The sequence below is a fragment of the Saccharopolyspora erythraea genome, assembly GCF_018141105.1.
GTDB lineage: Bacteria > Actinomycetota > Actinomycetes > Mycobacteriales > Pseudonocardiaceae > Saccharopolyspora_D > Saccharopolyspora_D erythraea_A.
In genome coordinates this window covers 5,816,245-5,831,578 of the sequence record NZ_CP054839.1, presented here as the reverse complement: position 1 = coordinate 5,831,578, position 15,334 = coordinate 5,816,245, and the positions used below count along the sequence as shown (strand labels likewise).

Annotated in this window: 12 protein-coding genes; 4 read left to right on the top strand and 8 right to left on the bottom strand. The window is 70.9% G+C overall.

The genetic code is table 11. The features are described 5' to 3' along the window. Positions 1–165: 165 nt before the first annotated feature. The 7 genes from HUO13_RS26020 to HUO13_RS25990 form a co-directional block, all read right to left on the bottom strand. Positions 166–1,281 carry an acetoin dehydrogenase dihydrolipoyllysine-residue acetyltransferase subunit gene (locus HUO13_RS26020; RefSeq protein ID WP_211897664.1) on the bottom strand — a complete coding sequence of 372 codons (1,116 nt, stop codon included), beginning with the start codon at positions 1,279–1,281 and terminating at the stop codon, positions 166–168. Continuing rightward, positions 1,282–2,295: an alpha-ketoacid dehydrogenase subunit beta gene (locus HUO13_RS26015; RefSeq protein WP_211897663.1), complete on the bottom strand. Its 1,014-nt coding sequence runs from the start codon at positions 2,293–2,295 to the stop codon at positions 1,282–1,284. A 17-nt stretch (positions 2,296–2,312) separates the two neighbouring features. After that, positions 2,313–3,302, bottom strand: coding sequence for a thiamine pyrophosphate-dependent dehydrogenase E1 component subunit alpha (locus HUO13_RS26010; RefSeq protein WP_211897662.1), 990 nt, complete (start codon positions 3,300–3,302; stop codon positions 2,313–2,315). 73 nt (positions 3,303–3,375) lie between these two features. Then, positions 3,376–4,479: an ATP-NAD kinase family protein gene (locus tag HUO13_RS26005; RefSeq protein WP_249124057.1), complete on the bottom strand. Its 1,104-nt coding sequence runs from the start codon at positions 4,477–4,479 to the stop codon at positions 3,376–3,378. A 379-nt stretch (positions 4,480–4,858) separates the two neighbouring features. Next, the gene (locus HUO13_RS26000; protein WP_211897660.1) at positions 4,859–5,839 is read right to left on the bottom strand and encodes a WD40 repeat domain-containing protein; all 981 of its coding nucleotides are present in this window, start codon (positions 5,837–5,839) and stop codon (positions 4,859–4,861) included. A gap of 180 nt (positions 5,840–6,019) precedes the next feature. Then, positions 6,020–6,877: a class I SAM-dependent methyltransferase gene (locus tag HUO13_RS25995; RefSeq protein ID WP_211897659.1), complete on the bottom strand. Its 858-nt coding sequence runs from the start codon at positions 6,875–6,877 to the stop codon at positions 6,020–6,022. Between the two features lie 362 nt (positions 6,878–7,239). After that, complete coding sequence (locus HUO13_RS25990) at positions 7,240–7,482, bottom strand: hypothetical protein (RefSeq protein WP_211897658.1); 243 nt, start codon at positions 7,480–7,482, stop codon at positions 7,240–7,242. Between the two features lie 274 nt (positions 7,483–7,756). On the opposite strand from HUO13_RS25990, the gene HUO13_RS25985 reads away from it, so the two are divergent. The 4 genes from HUO13_RS25985 (at position 7,757) to HUO13_RS25970 (ending at position 12,769) form a co-directional block, all read left to right on the top strand. Beyond that, the gene (locus tag HUO13_RS25985) at positions 7,757–10,081 is read left to right on the top strand and encodes an ATP-binding protein (protein WP_249124056.1); all 2,325 of its coding nucleotides are present in this window, start codon (positions 7,757–7,759) and stop codon (positions 10,079–10,081) included. 248 nt (positions 10,082–10,329) lie between these two features. Then, positions 10,330–10,890 carry a hypothetical protein gene (locus HUO13_RS25980; protein WP_249124055.1) on the top strand — a complete coding sequence of 187 codons (561 nt, stop codon included), beginning with the start codon at positions 10,330–10,332 and terminating at the stop codon, positions 10,888–10,890. A 90-nt stretch (positions 10,891–10,980) separates the two neighbouring features. Then, positions 10,981–11,784: an SAM-dependent methyltransferase gene (locus HUO13_RS25975; RefSeq protein WP_249124054.1), complete on the top strand. Its 804-nt coding sequence runs from the start codon at positions 10,981–10,983 to the stop codon at positions 11,782–11,784. A 208-nt stretch (positions 11,785–11,992) separates the two neighbouring features. Further along, on the top strand, positions 11,993–12,769 hold the full coding sequence (locus HUO13_RS25970) for a S1 family peptidase (protein WP_211897657.1): 777 nt from the start codon (positions 11,993–11,995) through the stop codon (positions 12,767–12,769). 174 nt (positions 12,770–12,943) lie between these two features. On the opposite strand, the gene metE is transcribed toward HUO13_RS25970, so the two are convergent. Further along, positions 12,944–15,232: a 5-methyltetrahydropteroyltriglutamate--homocysteine S-methyltransferase gene (gene metE / locus HUO13_RS25965; protein WP_211897656.1), complete on the bottom strand. Its 2,289-nt coding sequence runs from the start codon at positions 15,230–15,232 to the stop codon at positions 12,944–12,946. Positions 15,233–15,334: the final 102 nt, after the last annotated feature.

The following is a 15,334-nucleotide window of genomic DNA, read 5'->3' as shown; positions in this document are numbered from 1 at the left end:
CTCCAATCGCGAATATCACCGCTGCCCAGAGCGTCACCCCTGTCACGACGCCCGTCGGTAACCGCCGTTACATAACAGGACGATCCTTCCGACAGGTCTGCTCGAATGTCATAGCTGCGGAGTTCTGCGTGCCTTGCCTCCGTCCAGGGTTCAACGGGTTCCGGCTCAGCGCAGCACGGACTCGATGGCTTCGCGGGTGGCGGCCGGGTTCTCCATGTGCACCATGTGCCCCGCGCCGTCGACGAAGCGCACCTGCACGCGATCGGCGAGCGCCGAGGCGTTCGTGCTCGGCAGCACCGCGTCCTGGCGGCCCCAGACCACCGCCAGCGGCACGTCGACCTCCGCCAGCGCCGGCCCGGTGTCGATGGCCTGGGCGTCTCCGTGCAGCAGGGTGCCCAGCAGCGTTTGCAGCGCTTCCCGCACGCCGTCGATCCGCTTGTACTTCAGCAGGTCGTCGACCAGGTGGCGGGTCACCTGGGACTCGTCGGCGAACAGCTTGCGCAGGTGCGGTTTGAGCTCCCGTCGGGTGCTCGCCTCCACGAACCCGCGCAGGTAGTCGGCGTCCACTTCGGACCCGAATCCCGCGGGCGCGATCAGCGTCAGCGACCGCACCCGGTCCGGTGCCGACGCCGCGGCGTCGGCGACCACGGCCCCACCGAGGGAGTGGCCGACCAGGTGGGCCTGCTCGACGCCCAGCTCGTCGAGGAACGCGACGAGGGTGGCCGCCAGCGCGTTCAGCGACCCGTCGCCGACGTCCTTGGTCGACGCGCCGTGCCCGGGCAGGTCGAGCGCGTACACGGTGCGGCCTTCCGCCAGCGGTTCCTGGACGAACAGCCAGGAGTTCTTGTCCCCGCCGAAGCCGTGGACCAGCACGACGGCCTCCGGGCCCTCGCCGATCGAGGCGTAGGAGATCATCCGGCCGCCGACGTCGACCTCGGCCACCGCCGGACCGCCCGCCTCCTCGACCTCGCCGGAGGCCAGCTGCTGCTCGGCCTCGGCGACCACCTCGTCGATCGCGCTGTCGGGCACCTCGGCGGGCGCGACGACCGCGATCGTCGCGCCGACCGGTGCGTCCGAACCCGCGGCCACCACGATGCGGCGCAGGACGCCGTCGCCTGTGGACTCCAGGGTGCCCGCGATCTTGTCGGTGTCGATCTCGGCCAGATCGTCGCCGTCGGAGACGTCGTCGCCCTCGGCGGCCCACCAGTCGGTGATCTTGCCGGTGGCCATCGACAGGCCCCACTTGGGCATGGTGACCCGGTGGATCCGCTCGTCGGTCATTCAGCGCTCCCAGCTCATCACGTTCTTGACCGCGTTGACCACCCGCTGCGCGTCCGGGATGTAGAGGTCCTCCAGCACGTCGCTGAACGGCACCGGGGTGTGCGGCGGGGTGACCATCTCGATCGGCGCGAGCAGTGAGCCGAACGCCTGCCGGGCCACCAGCGCCGAGACGTCGGTGGCCAGGTTGCACCGCGGCGTGGCCTCGTCGACGATCACCAGCCGCCCGGTGTTCTCGACGCTTTCCAGGATCGTCTCCTCGTCGAGCGGGCTGGTCGTGCGGGGGTCGATGACCTCGCAGCGCACTCCCGACCGCGCCAGCTCGTCGGCGGCCTCGGCGGCCACCGAGACCATCCGGCCGAACGCGACGATGGTCAGGTCGTCGCCCTCGCGCACGATGTCGGCCTCGCCGAAGGGAATCGTGTACGGCTCCTCGGGGACCTCGCCGGTGGTGTCGTAGAGCGCCTTGTGCTCGCAGAAGATCACCGGGTCGTTGTCGCGGATCGCGGTGGTCAGCAGGCCCTTGGCCTCGTACGGCGACGACGGCAGGACCACCTTCAGCCCGGGGATGTGGGTGAAGATCGGGTACAGCGACTGCGAGTGCTGCGCCGCCGCGCGCAGCCCCGCCCCGTACATGGTGCGGATGACCACCGGTGTGACGGCCTTGCCGCCGAACATGTACCGGAACTTGGCGGCCTGGTTGTAGATCTGGTCCAGGCACACCCCGAGGAAGTCGATGAACATCAGCTCGGCCACCGGCCGCATGCCGCGGGTGGCCGCGCCGATGGCGGCGCCGACGAACGCCGACTCGGTGATCGGGGTGTCCAGCACCCGGCCGGGGAAGCGGTCGTAGAGTCCCTTGGTCACGCCGAGGACGCCGCCCCAGGCGTCGTCGGCGCCGGGCGCCCCGGCACCGCCCGCGTTGTCCTCGCCCATGACGATGACGCTCTGGTCGCGCTCCATCTCCTGGACCAGTGCCTCGTTGAGCGCTTCTCGGTAGCTGATGGTGCGTGCCATGTCGGTCCTCCCGGGGCTCAGTAGGAGATGTAGACGTCGGTCTCGAGGTCGTCGCCGGTCGGCTTGGGCGCCTCCAGCGCCGCGGCCACGGCGTGGTCGATCAGCTCGGCGACCTCGCGGTCGACGGCGTCGAGCTGCTCGTCGGTCAGCTGCCCCGCCGCGGTCACCCGGCTGCGGAAGGTCTTCAGGCAGTCCAGCTCGGCCCGCGCCCGCGCGACCTCGTCGCCGCGGTAGGTCTGCTGGTCGCCCTCGAAGTGGCCGTAGTAGCGGGTGAGCTTGACCTCGATCAGCGTCGGCCCGCCGCCGTCGCGGGCCCGCTGGACCGCCTCGCCCGCGGCCTCGTGCACGGCGAAGAAGTCGAAGCCGTCGACGATGACGCCGGGCATCCCGAAGCCCGCCGCCCGGTCGGCGATGTTGTCGGCGGCCACCGACCAGGTGGCGGCGGTGGCCTCGGCGTAGCCGTTGTTCTCGGCGACGAAGACCGCGGGCAGGTTCCACACCGAGGCGAGGTTCATCGCCTCCAGCGTGCTGCCCTGGTTGCTGGCGCCGTCGCCGAAGAACGCGACGCCGACGCCGCCGGTGCCCTGCTGCTTGGCGGCCAGCGCGGTGCCGCAGATCAGCGGCGGGCCGCCGCCGACGATCCCGTTGGCGCCGAGCATGCCCTTGCTGAGGTCGGCGATGTGCATCGAGCCGCCCTTGCCCTTGCACGCGCCGGTCCTGCGGCCGTAGATCTCGGCCATCATCTCGGTGACGTCCACGCCCTTGGCGATGCAGTGGCCGTGGCCGCGGTGGGTGCTGGCGATCGAGTCCCGGTCGTCGAGGTGGGTGCAGACGCCGGTGGCCGAGGCTTCCTCGCCGGCGTAGAGGTGCACGAACCCGGGGATGTCGCCCTTTGCGAACTCCTCGTGCACCCGCTCCTCGAACTCGCGGATCGTGCGCATCGTGCGGTAGCCGTCCAGCAGCGCGGTGGCGTCCAGCGCGCCGGTCGGCCGAAGGGTTCCGGTCATGATCATCCTCCCGCGATGTGCAGTGCGAAGCGCCGCGGGCGGCCCGCCCGCGGCACGACCTCGGCCCGGGGCCTCATGACGGCCTCGGCGAGAGCGGCGGTGGTGGGGTCAGCAGCCGCCGCCGCGCGGCGGCCTCCAGCACCGATCGGACGTCGACCACCCGGGGACCCTGGTCGGAGAGGGTGACCGCGACCGGTGTCCCGGGACCGAACTCGAGCTCCCGCTCCCCGTCGACGGCGACGGTCCCGGCCGGCGTGGCGCTTACCCGCCGTTGCCCCAGCGGCAGCGGGCGGGCGTCGGCGACCTCCACGGCGACGATGCGGCCGGGGGCGATCGGGGCGAGCACGGCCTGGCTGGACGGGCGGTCTCCGGCGAACTCGATCGCGACGCCCGCCGGGTCGTGTCGCCCGGTCGGCAGCAGCTGCCCGGCGATGCTGGACAGCCCGATGGCGTGCGGCTCGGCGAACGTGCAGTACAGCTCCCGCAGCTCGTCGACCTGCCAGAGCGCCCGCGCGCCGACGTGCGCGGTGGTGGAGACGCACACGTCGACCAGGGCGAGCTCGCGCCGGTCGCCGCACTCGACGTGCAGCACCTTCGCCTGCCGGGTCGCATCCGCCCGGCCGGTGGCCACCAGCGCGGCGGCGCTGCCCGCCACGGTCGCCTCCCACATCTCGGGGAAGGCGTTGTTGGTGCCGGTGCTCAGCGGCAGCAGCGCGGCGTCGCCGAGCTCGGACGCGGCCGCGCGGACGGTGCCGTCGCCGCCGAGGACGATGATCACCTCCGCGCCCTGGGCGCGCATCCGGCGCACGTACCCGCGGGTGTCCTCGGCCGTTCCGGTGAGCGGGTCGAGCTCGCAGAAGTCCAGTCGCGGCCAGCGGCCGGGGTCCCGCCCGGTGCGCTTGCGGGCGGCGCGCAGGACGCCGCCCGCGACGCCGAAGTCGTCGGTGGAGACCAGGACCCGCTCGACGCCCAGCGCGCCGGCGGCGGCCACCAGGCGCAGGACCATGTTGGTCTTCTCGGCGTTGGGGAAGACCGAGGCGTGCGCGACCAGCCGCCGGATGTCCCGGCCGGACATGGGGTTGGCGATGATGCCGAGCGCCGAACCCGGCACCACGGGCAGCTCGCCCGCCGGGCCCGGGGGCGGCACGTGCCCGTCGCCTGAGGGGTCCTGGTGCACCGTTGCCTCCAATCCCCATCGTGTAACCCAGATCACGTCGGGGCGGAATCAGCAGACCCGATCCGCGGTGCGCCGAGCAAGGGTTGCAATCAGTTGCATTCTCGATTCCGGGGCGGCGGGCCACCGGACGACCTCACCCGTTCGAGTTACAGCGTCGTCGGATCGCCGAACGGCTGCCGGGCACGGCGGCAGCCTGCTCCGCACCGGCACAGTTGGATACAGGCACGATCAGCGGAATGGCGGTCAACGTCGCGACGGGGCAGGTGCGGAGGGGGAGCGGGACACCGCGAAGTCGGCTACCTCGCCCGCGTGCACCGCAAGGTCGAGTGACGCCGAGGGCGGCGGTCTTCTGATCAGCCGGGGACGGCCTGGAGGCGTCCTATCGGATCTCCCACAGCTTCACCGTGTCACCGGCACCCGCGGGGGTCCAGTGGTCGTGGTCGCTCGTGGTGGCCAGCATCCGGCCGTCCCGGCTGAAGGCGAGCCCGTGGACTCCGTTCGCGTGGGCCGCGACCGATGCGATCTGCCTGCCGTCGGCCACATCCCACAGCCGCACCCATCCGTCGAGGTCCGCGGAGACCAGCGTCCTGCCGTCCGGGCTGAAGGCCACGCCGGAGATTTCCTCGGTGTGGCCGTGTAAAGCGGCGATCCGCCGTTGAGTGGCCACGTCCCACACGCCCACCCAGGCGTCGCGGCCTCCGGTGGCCACCGCCTTGCCGTCCGGGCTGAACGCCGCGTCGTAGACGCTGTCGGAGTGGCCGGTGAGGGACGCGATCTGCTTGTGCCCGGCGACATCCCACAGCCGTACGGACGCGCGGCCGTCTCCAGCAGGTGAGGCCAGTGTCCTGCCGTCCGGGCTGAACGACAGGCTGTTGGGCCACGTGGGGCGGCTGTCGAAGGACGCGATCTGCTGGCGGCTGTCCAGGTTCCACAGCCGTACCGTGCTGTCCTGGCCGGCGGTGGCGAGCAGGCGGCCGTCCGGACTGAACGTCGCGCTCACAACCGCCGTGGCATGGCCGGTGAGCGTGGCGATGTGCTTGCGTCCGGCCACATTCCACAGCCGGACCGTGCTGTCGGTTCCGGCGGTGGCGAGTAGCGTGCCGTCCGGACTGAACGCCACGCCGAAGACGCCCGCGGTGTGGTCGGTGAGGGTGGCGGAGGGGTGCAGCGCCGGACCGGTGTTGCTGTCGGCCCAGAGCAGCGGGACGGCGATGCCGAGTCCTGTTCCGCCTGCCAGTCCGGTAGCCAGCAGCAAGCGGCGCCGGGTGAGGCGCCGTGCGCTGGACGGGGAGGAGCTTCGTGACTGCGTTTCCGCATCCACCGGCGGCGCGGCGGCCGGACCGTGGTCAGGGCCGGACATGCTGGAGTCTCCCTCTGGTCGGTGACCTGGCACTGATGCCGCGTCGCACTGCATCTGTGACAGCAGCACATCCGTGGTTCCCTTCATCATCCGTCCGCGACATCCGGCGATGGTTGAAGTGAAGGGAAAGCCGTGCCGAACACTCGACGCCGAAGCGCAGTCGCATGACCGCGCGGGATGTCAGGAGGCTTCGTAGTCGAACTCGTACCGGACGAACTGGCTGAGGTCGCGCACAGGAGGGATGAGCTGGGCGAGGTGGCCGAAGAGCGTCGAGCCGCGAGGTACCGAGCCGGGCGGTAGCTGGTCGACCAGGGCCGGGGACATGGCGCTGACGGCATCGGTGCACCGCAGCCTCGGGTTGACGCGTTCCAACTCGTGCGGATCGTCGATGGCCCAGTGCAGGAGCGGTGCTCCGAAGACGCGCTTCAGCCCCTTGTTGACGCCACGAACGCCGAGCCGGTTGTGCGTGTCGAGCAGGAGGGTGCCGCCGGGGAATCGGTCGGTGATCCGGCGGAAGAGCGCATGCCCGTCAGCGGGTCGCAGGTACATGGTCAGCCCCTGGGCGATGGCCAGCACCGGCCGGTCGGCCGGGATCTGCTCCAGCCACCCGGGGTCGGTCACCGACGAGGCGATCAGCGAGTAGTTCGGGCGCGTGGGAAAGAGCTTTTCCCGCGCTTCCACGACTGCGGGGTAGTCGATGTCGTACCAGCGCACTCCGGGCCCGGGATCGACCCGCCACACCCGGGGATCCAGCCCGGCGCCCAGGTGCAGCACCGTGGCTTGTCGATGTGCCGCGAGGAACTCCGCGGCCCAGGTGTCGAAGTGCTTCGCGCGGGCCGCGACGCTGGTCCGCATGTTCTTCGCCGAGACCAGCGGGGTTTTCAGGCGTGTGAAGTCGTAGTCGACCCTTTCGAAGGCCCGCAGGGCCATCGCGTCACCGAGGATCGCCGGCTCCGTGCGGGCGTCCATGGCCAGCCCGTACAACATGATCAGCGAGGTTTCCATCGCGTCGGTCAACCGAACCCCGACCTGCGTCATGCCGCGTGCTCCAGGTCTGCCCGGCCGCGTGGCCGGTCTGCTCGTCCTCGGTGCGTTCCGCCGTTTCCGGCACTTTACCGGCCTGGCGGGCTGAAGCCACGATTTCGGCCAGGGGTGGACATGGTGATGTCGGCCGGTGCGGTGGGGGTTGCCGACGAGCACGTCGGTGGTGGTCCGGGTCGGCGGCAACGTGGACTCCAGCGCCGCTCCCAGGCTGCACGAAACTGCTGTCCGCCCGGTCCTCGATGGCCGAAACGGTGGTGTTGGACCTGACCCGGCTCAACTTCATCGGCGTGACCGGGCTGGAGCTGTTGCTGCACGCGCAAGGGCAGCCCGACGGCCGAGGCGCCGTCGCGAGAGCTTCAGCGGGCGGAGCCCTTGCTCAGTGCGACCCGGAGGGCGTCGAGGTGGGTCCGGCACACGGTGCGGGCGCGGTCCGGTCCGGGAGCGGCGCGGGTGCCCTCGTGGTCGCAGATCCAGGTGCGGGTGCAGGGGTTGCGGTAGACGTGTGGCGCGTGGTGCCTGTGGTGCAGGCCGTCGCCGCGGGGCGGGGCGAACGCGAGGCCGTCCTGGGTGGGGGTGACTGGTGTCGGGTGGACGTACATGGCGAGTGGTGTCCTGGGCTGGGTCGGGGGGTTGGTGTTGACTTCCACACTGGCCCGCGAGGGGCCCGTAGGACGACGGGAGAAATACCAAGAAGGCTACGTACGTAGCCTTCTCGGGACCTTGGGCTCTGGTTCCTTTCGCCCGCCAGTGCCTCCGAGCACTCCTGGCCGCACGAGCCGGACGGCTACCGTCCAGTAGTGTTCGCGGGAAGCGTTCCGCGCGGACCGGCCTACGATGGGTGCGATTGTTGTTGGCGGACGAGTGCGGTGCGTCGTGACGCAGGTGGCCATCCAGGACGTGACTGGTCTTCCTCATGAGCTGACGAGCTTCGTGGGGCGCCGCGAGGCGACCACGGGGCTCCGGCGCGCGCTGGCGGACTCGCGGCTGGTCACGCTGACCGGCTTCGGCGGCATCGGCAAGTCCAGGCTGGCGCTGCACGTGGCGCACGAGCTGCGGCGGGCCTTCCAGGACGGCGCGCACCTCGTCGAGCTCGCCGACGTGCACGACCCCTCGCTCGTGCCGCACGCCGTCGCGGCGGCCCTCGGGCTGCACGACCGGTCCGCGCGAGACATCGAGACGGTCCTCGTGGACTACCTCGCCTACCGGAACCTGCTGCTCGTCCTGGACAACTGCGAACACCTGCTGGACGCGTGCGGGCGGCTGACCGCCGTCCTGCTGACCGCCGCCCCGCGGCTGCGGGTGCTCGCGACCAGCCGGGAGCCGCTCAGGACCGCCCCGGAACAGGTCTGGCCGGTGCCGCCGCTGCCGGTGCCCGCCGAAGACGGCACGGGGACGGCGAAGGCGCAGGAGGCGATGCGCCTGTTCGAGGACCGCGCCGCGGCCGTGCTGCCGGAGTTCTCGCTCGACGAGGACAACGAGTCGGCGGTCGCCCGGCTGTGCAGGCGGCTGGACGGTGTCCCCCTGGCGATCGAGCTCGCCGCCGTGCGCGTGCGCATGCTGTCGGTCGACGACATCCTCGACCGGCTGGAGAGCCGCTTCGACCTGCTCAGCAGCGGGCCGCGCACGGTCGCCCCGCGGCACCAGAGCCTGCGGGCCGCCGTCGACTGGAGCTTCGACCTGTGCACCGAGCAGGAGCAACGGCTGTGGGCGCGTTGCTCGGTCTTCGCGGGCGAGTTCGACCTCGACGCCGCCGAACACGTGTGCGCGGGCGACGGGGTGACGAGCCGGGAAGTGTTCACCGGCATCGCCGGGCTGATCGACAAGTCCATCCTGGCCCGGGTGGGCAGCCATGCGCAGAGCCGGTACCGGATGCCGGAGACGATCCGCCAGTACGGCCGGGAACGTCTGACCGAGGCAGGAGGTGAGGCGGCGCTGCGCCGTCGCCACCGCGACCACTACCTGCACCTGGCCGAGCGGTCCGACGCCGAGTCGGCCGGTCCGCACCAGGCCGCCTGGATCGAGCGCCTGAACGTCGAGCGCGCGAACCTCTGGGTCGCGCTGGAGCACTGCACCACCACCGCGGGCGAGGCGCGAACCGGTCTGCGCATGACCGCCGCGCTGTGGTTGTACTGGGTCGCGTGCGGTTGCGTCCGGGAGGGACGCAACTGGCTGGACCGCGTCCTGGCCCTGGACGCCGAGCCCAGCGCCGAACGCGCCCGGGCGCTGTGGGTCAACGGGTGGGTCGCCCACCTGCACGGCGACCGCGACGCGTCGCTCGCCCTGCTGGAGGAGAGCCGGGCCCTCGCCGAGCGGGTGGGAGCGGAGGCCGAGCTGAACCACGCGATCCAGTTCCTCGGCGACACGCAGATGTGGGACGGCAACCTGGCGGTGGCCGGCCCGTTGCTCGACGATGCCCTGAGGCGTCACCGCGCATCGCAGCACTGGACGGCCCCCGGGCTGGTCACCTTCGCGTTGCAGGCGTCGACGGCGGGGCTGCGGGGAGACGTCGACGGGGCGATGGCCTTCCTGAGCGAGTGCTGGACGGTCTGCGAACCGCTCGGTGAGCGCTGGGCGCTGTCGTGGACGGAGTGGAACACCGGTGTCGTGTGGTGGGCGGCGGGCGAACCGGACAAGGCGGCCGAGCACGTGTCGTCGTCGCTGCGCAAGAAACAGCAGCTCGACGATCTGGTCGGGATCGCGTGCTGCGTCGAGGTGCTGGGCTGGGTGGCGGCCGCGAAGGGGGACACGCGCCGAGCGGCCGTGCTGTTCGGGGCGCTGGAGAAGCGCTGGGACCTGATCGGCTCGCCGCTGTTCGGGTCCGAAACGCTGCTCTCCTGGAGCGAACAGGCCAAGGCGCAGGTCCGCGAACAGCTCCGGGACGCCGCTTTCGACTCCGCGCACCAGGAAGGCGAGCAGATGGACCAGGCGCGGACGGTCGCCTACGCACTGGGCGAGACCTCCGCTGCGCGGGGGGCGGCAGACGCCGGGACGACCCCCGAGGGCGAGCTGCCGCTGACCAAGCGCGAACGCGAGGTGGCCGCGCTCGTCGCCGAGGGCAAGTCCAACAAGGAGATCGCGGCCGGCCTGGTCATTTCCCAACGCACCGCGGAAGCCCACGTCGAGCACATCCTGGTCAAGCTCGGCTTCACCTCCCGCCTGCAGATCGCGACCTGGGTGGCCCAGCGCGAGCAGCCGTGACGCCCACCGTCCGCAAGGGAGCGGATATCGGACACTGTGGACGGCCGGGCTTTTTCGGAGGTGGGGTCGCGTGGCGTCCTGTGCTCCGCTGCGCGTGGGGTGACTTCCGCAACTCGGTTGCGAATTCGCCTGCCGCCGGGCGAGCCGGCTGCGAGAATCCCCCGGACAATCCGCGAGGCCGCGTCGATTCACGTGAGGGTTCGGTGACCATGCAGATCCAGGAACTGCAGCAACACAATCTGTTCCACATGCACCAGAAGATCACCATGATGGTCAACCGCTATCGGATCTTCGCCGATGACGGTGCGGGCGCGCCGGGGCCGCTCGTCGCTTTCGTCGAGCAGAAGCGGATGAGCTTCAAGGAACACGTCACTCTCTACGCTGACGAGGACAAGCGGTCGGTGCTCGCGGCGTTCCAGGCGCGCAAGGTGATCGACCTGGCCAGCGCCTACGACGTGACGACACCGGAGGGGAGTTCGGTTGGCGTCTTCGGCAAGAGGTTCGGCAAGTCCCTCCTGCGTTCCACCTGGCAGCTCGAGCAGCCCGGGCAGCGGCCGGTCACCGTCCACGAGCGCAGCATGGGCATCGCCGTGTTCCGCCGGGTCTGGGGCGCTCTTCCGTGGGTGGGCGATCTGCCGTTCCCGTGGCGTTACCACTTCGACTTCGTGCAGGACACCGGTGCGGTGGGCGCGGTGGACAAGAAGACCCGGTTCCGGGACCACTACCTGGTCCGGATCGACGATCCCGCCCTGGACCGCCGCCTCGTGCTCGCCCAGGCCATCGCGTTGGACGCCCTGCAGTCCCGCTGACCTCGCGGCCCGCGGTTCCTTGACGCGGGTGGACCGGCGAACGACAATGTTGATCTTGAACGCCGGTGTGGTGCCGCGGTCGGAAGGAGCATGATGAACGACGTCGACCTGGGCACGGATCGGGCGCACGGTGCGCGGATCTACGACTACATCCTCGGCGGCAAGGACAACTACGCCGTCGACCGGGCCGCGGCCGAGGCCACCAAGCAGATCTGGCCCGCGCTGCCGGTGCACATGCGCGCCAACCGCGAGTTCATGCACCGGGCGGGCCGCTACCTGGCCACCGAGTGCGGCATCGACCAGTTCCTCGACATCGGCACCGGCATCCCCACCCCGCCGAACCTGCACGAGGTCGTGCAGGAGGTGCGCCCGGACGCCCGCGTCGTCTACACCGACAACGACCCCATCGTGCTGGTCCACGCCCGCGCGCTGATGGTGGGCACCGAGCAGGGGCGCACCGCCTACGTCGCCGCCGACCTCCGGGACCCGGACACGATCCTGTCCTCGCCGGAGTTCCGCGAGACCCTCGACGCGAACCGGCCGATCGGGCTGATGCTCATCGCGGTGGTGCACTTCATCGAGGACGACGACGAGGCGTTGGACGTCGTGCGGCGCATCGTCGACGTGCTGCCCTCCGGCAGCTACCTGGCGGCCACGGTCGCCACCGACGACTTCGCCCCGGAGATGCTCGCCGAGGTCCGCCGCACCTACCACGAACACGGCGAGACCCTGCGCTGGCGCGGCCTCGCTGCGACTGAGCGCTTCTTCGACGGTCTCGAACTGGTCGACCCCGGCATCGTCCAGATGCACAAGTGGCGCCCCGACGACGACGCCTACCGGCAGATCCCGGAAGCCGACATCGCCATGTACGGGGCCATCGCCCGAAAGCCCTGAGCGCGACGTCGTGTGCGGCGGTCGATCGCGTCGTCGAACGACCGCAACGGCTGGAGTAGCAGCCGTTCGGCCGGGATCACATCGGCCGAACGGTCGGAGAAGCCTCGTACGAAAGAAGATCAGAACCTGTCCATCAGGTTGATGTCCAGGCACTTCCGGATGAATACGGTCGACGCGGTAAATGCAGTCGATCTACGAGGGGGCGCGAATGCCTGGCGCCGCACGACGAACGCTGTCTCTGGTCGGTGGGATCCTTGCCGGAGCCGCTCTGGTCTTGCCCGGTTCGGTGGCCACCGCGGACACCCGGCCGTTCATCATCGGTGGCCACGACGCCACCGAGCAGTACTCCTTCATGGTTTCGCTCCAGCAGGGCGGGCAGCACGGCTGCGGCGGCAGCCTGATCCGGCCCGACTGGGTGGTCACGGCGGCGCACTGCGTCGGTGCGCCGGACGGGATGACGGCCCGGATCGGCAGCACGGACCGCACCAGCGGCGGCTCCGAGGCCAAGGTCACCCAGGCCATCGTGCACCCCGACTACAACGGCGGCGCGGGCCCCGGCGGGGACATCGCGCTGCTGAAGCTGGACCACGCCGTCGAGCAGAAGCCGATCGCGATCGCACCGGACTCGGGTGCGGCGGGCACGGCCACCCGCATCATCGGATGGGGTATGACCTGCGACGACGAGCAGCAGTGCCCCGAGCTGCCGGTCACGCTCCAGGAGCTGGACACCAAGCTCGTGGACGACGCCCAGTGCACGAAGTTCGACGGCGGCACCGAACTGTGCACCGACAGCGACACGCCCGACGCGATGGGCTGCTTCGGTGACTCAGGCGGACCGCAGGTGGTGGGCCGCCCCGGCGAGTGGCAGCTCATCGGAGCCACCAGCCGCGACGGGGACAACGACCCGAAGTGCGCGACGGGCCCCGGCATCTGGACCGACGTGACCGCCTACGCGGACTGGATCAACCAGCAGATCGGCGGCTGACCGCTCCACCGCGGAAGCGGACCGTCTACTTGCGACTGGCCCGACGCGACTGCACGCCAGCCGCGTCGGGCCAGTCGAATGTCGCCGAGCCATGCGGATTCGGCTGGTGGCACCCGGGGCCGCGAGCGGTGCCGGTGGCTCCTCGCGGAGACGGCACCGCCCGCGGCCCGGTGGTCAGCGCAGCGTCGGGCGCACCGCGGCGGTCGCGCTGATCATGTTCTTCAGGGCGGCCTCGACCTCGGTGTAGCCGCGGGTCTTCAGACCGCAGTCGGGGTTGACCCACAGCCGCTGGGCCGGAACGGCCTCCAGCGCGGCGCGCAGGAGGTCGGTCACCTCCTCGGTCTCGGGCACGCGCGGCGAGTGGATGTCGTACACGCCGGGACCGACGCCCTTGGCGAAGCCGACCGCGTTGAGGTCGGCCAGCACCTCCATGCGGGAGCGGGCCGCCTCGATGCTGGTGACGTCGGCCTCCAGGGCGACGATCGCGTTGATCACGTCACCGAACTCCGAGTAGCACAGGTGGGTGTGGATCTGCGTGGAGTCGGCGACGCCGGAGGTGGCCAGCCGGAACGACTCCACCGCCCAGTCCAGGTACTCCTTGTGCTGGACCGAGCGCAGCGGCAGCAGCTCGCGCAGCGCGGGCTCGTCGACCTGGACCATCCGGATGCCGGCCGACTCGAGGTCGTGCACCTCGTCGCGGATGGCCAGCGCGACCTGCTTGGCGGTGTCGGCCAGCGGCTGGTCGTCGCGGACGAACGACCATGCCAGGATCGTCACCGGGCCGGTGAGCATCCCCTTGACCGGCTTCTCGGTCTGCTTCTGGGCGTAGGTGGCCCAGTCGACGGTCATGGGGTTCGGGCGGGAGACGTCGCCGAACAGGATCGGCGGGCGCACGCAGCGCGAGCCGTAGGACTGCACCCAGCCCTTGTGGGTGCTGACGAAGCCCTCCATGTGCTCGGAGAAGTACTGCACCATGTCGTTGCGCTCGGGCTCGCCGTGCACCAGCACGTCCAGTCCGAGGTCCTCCTGCAGCTTGATCACGCGCTGGATCTCGTCGCGCATGCGCTGGTTGTAGGCGGCCTCGTCGATGGTGCCCTTGCGCAGTTCCGCGCGCGCCTTGCGGACGTCGGTGGTCTGCGGGAAGGAACCGATGGTCGTCGTCGGCAGCGGAGGCAGCCGCAGCGACTTCTCCTGAGCCTCCTGGCGCAGCGCGTAGTCGTTGCGGCGGGAGTGCTCGGGCCGCAGCGATTGCAGCCGGGCCTGGACGCGGTTGTTGCGGACGCGGTCGGCCTTGGCGCGGTCGGCGACCGCGGCGGCGGCTGCCGCCAGCTCGTCGGCGACGGCGTCGCGTCCCTCGCGCAGCGCGCGGCCCAGCACGACGACCTCGCGCACCTTCTGCACCGCGAAGGCCAGCCAGGACTTGACCTGCGGGTCGATCTGCTCCTCGGCCTCGACGTCGTAGGGCACGTGCAGCAGCGAGCACGAGGTGCCGACGGCCACTTCGCCGGCCAGGCCCAGCAGGGTCGCGCCGGTGGTCAACGCCTTGTCGAGGTCGGTGCGCCAGATGTTGCGGCCGTCGACCAGGCCGGCGACCAGCGTCTTGTCCCGCAGCCCGGACAGCGTCGACAGCTTGTCCACAGTGGAGGAACCGGCCACGAGGTCGACGCCGAGCGCCTCGACCGGGGCGGAGGCCAGCACGTCCAGCGCGTCACCGAGATCACCGAAGTACCCGGCCACCAGCAGGTTCGGCCGGTCGGTCAGCTCGCCGAGCTTGCGGTAGGCCGCGCGCAGCGCGTCCAGTTCCGCCTGCGAGCGGTCGGCGGCGAAGGCGGGCTCGTCGAGCTGGACCCATTCGGCTCCGGCCCGCTTGAGCTCACCGAGCAGTTCGGCGTAGGCGGTCAGCAGCTCGTCGAGCTTGTCCAACGGGCGGAACGACTCCGGCGCGCCTTCGGCGGCCTTGGACAGCAGCAGGAAGGTCAGCGGGCCGACCAGCACCGGCCGCGTGGTGACGCCCAGGTCCGCGGCTTCCTGGAACTGCCGCACCGGAGTCCGGTCGGTCAGCGAGAACCGCGTGTCCGGGCCGATCTCGGGAACGAGGTAGTGGTAGTTGGTGTCGAACCACTTCGTCATCTCCAGCGGCGGCGTGGAGTCCACGCCCCGCGCCATGGCGAAGTAGGTGTCCAGCGGGTTCAGCCCCAGCTCGGTGTAGCGCGGGGGAACAGCGCCGAAGGTGACCGCGGTGTCGAGCACCTGGTCGTAGTACGAGAACGTGTTGCCGGGGACGGAGTCCAGCCCCGCGTCCTGGAGCGTGCGCCAGGTGTCGACGCGCAGCTGGCGCGCGACCTCCCGCAGGTCCTCCGCGCTGCTGCGCGAAGCCCAGTAGCTCTCCAACGCGCGCTTGAGTTCCCGGTTCGGTCCGATCCGGGGATACCCGAGTACGGTCGATCCGATCTTGGTGGTCAACGCCCTCTCCTCGCGAGCTCGACAGCATGGGACTCCGAGGTCCGGACGGAGGCGTGCCGGAGCGCCAGCGAGCGGTCATAGCCGCGGTCTGGGCATCCGCCA

Bases quoted from the DNA above. Each gene is read 5' to 3' on its own strand.
- HUO13_RS26015 (WP_211897663.1), bottom strand. From the start codon at position 2,295: ATGGCACGCACCATCAGCTACCGAGAAGCGCTCAACGAGGCACTGGTC.
- HUO13_RS25970 (WP_211897657.1), top strand. From the start codon at position 11,993: ATGCCTGGCGCCGCACGACGAACGCTGTCTCTGGTCGGTGGGATCCTT.
- HUO13_RS25990 (WP_211897658.1), bottom strand. From the start codon at position 7,482: ATGTACGTCCACCCGACACCAGTCACCCCCACCCAGGACGGCCTCGCG.
- HUO13_RS25975 (WP_249124054.1), top strand. From the start codon at position 10,981: ATGATGAACGACGTCGACCTGGGCACGGATCGGGCGCACGGTGCGCGG.
- HUO13_RS26000 (WP_211897660.1), bottom strand. From the start codon at position 5,839: ATGTCCGGCCCTGACCACGGTCCGGCCGCCGCGCCGCCGGTGGATGCG.
- HUO13_RS26010 (WP_211897662.1), bottom strand. From the start codon at position 3,302: ATGACCGGAACCCTTCGGCCGACCGGCGCGCTGGACGCCACCGCGCTG.
- HUO13_RS25995 (WP_211897659.1), bottom strand. From the start codon at position 6,877: ATGACGCAGGTCGGGGTTCGGTTGACCGACGCGATGGAAACCTCGCTG.
- HUO13_RS26020 (WP_211897664.1), bottom strand. From the start codon at position 1,281: ATGACCGACGAGCGGATCCACCGGGTCACCATGCCCAAGTGGGGCCTG.
- HUO13_RS25980 (WP_249124055.1), top strand. From the start codon at position 10,330: ATGCACCAGAAGATCACCATGATGGTCAACCGCTATCGGATCTTCGCC.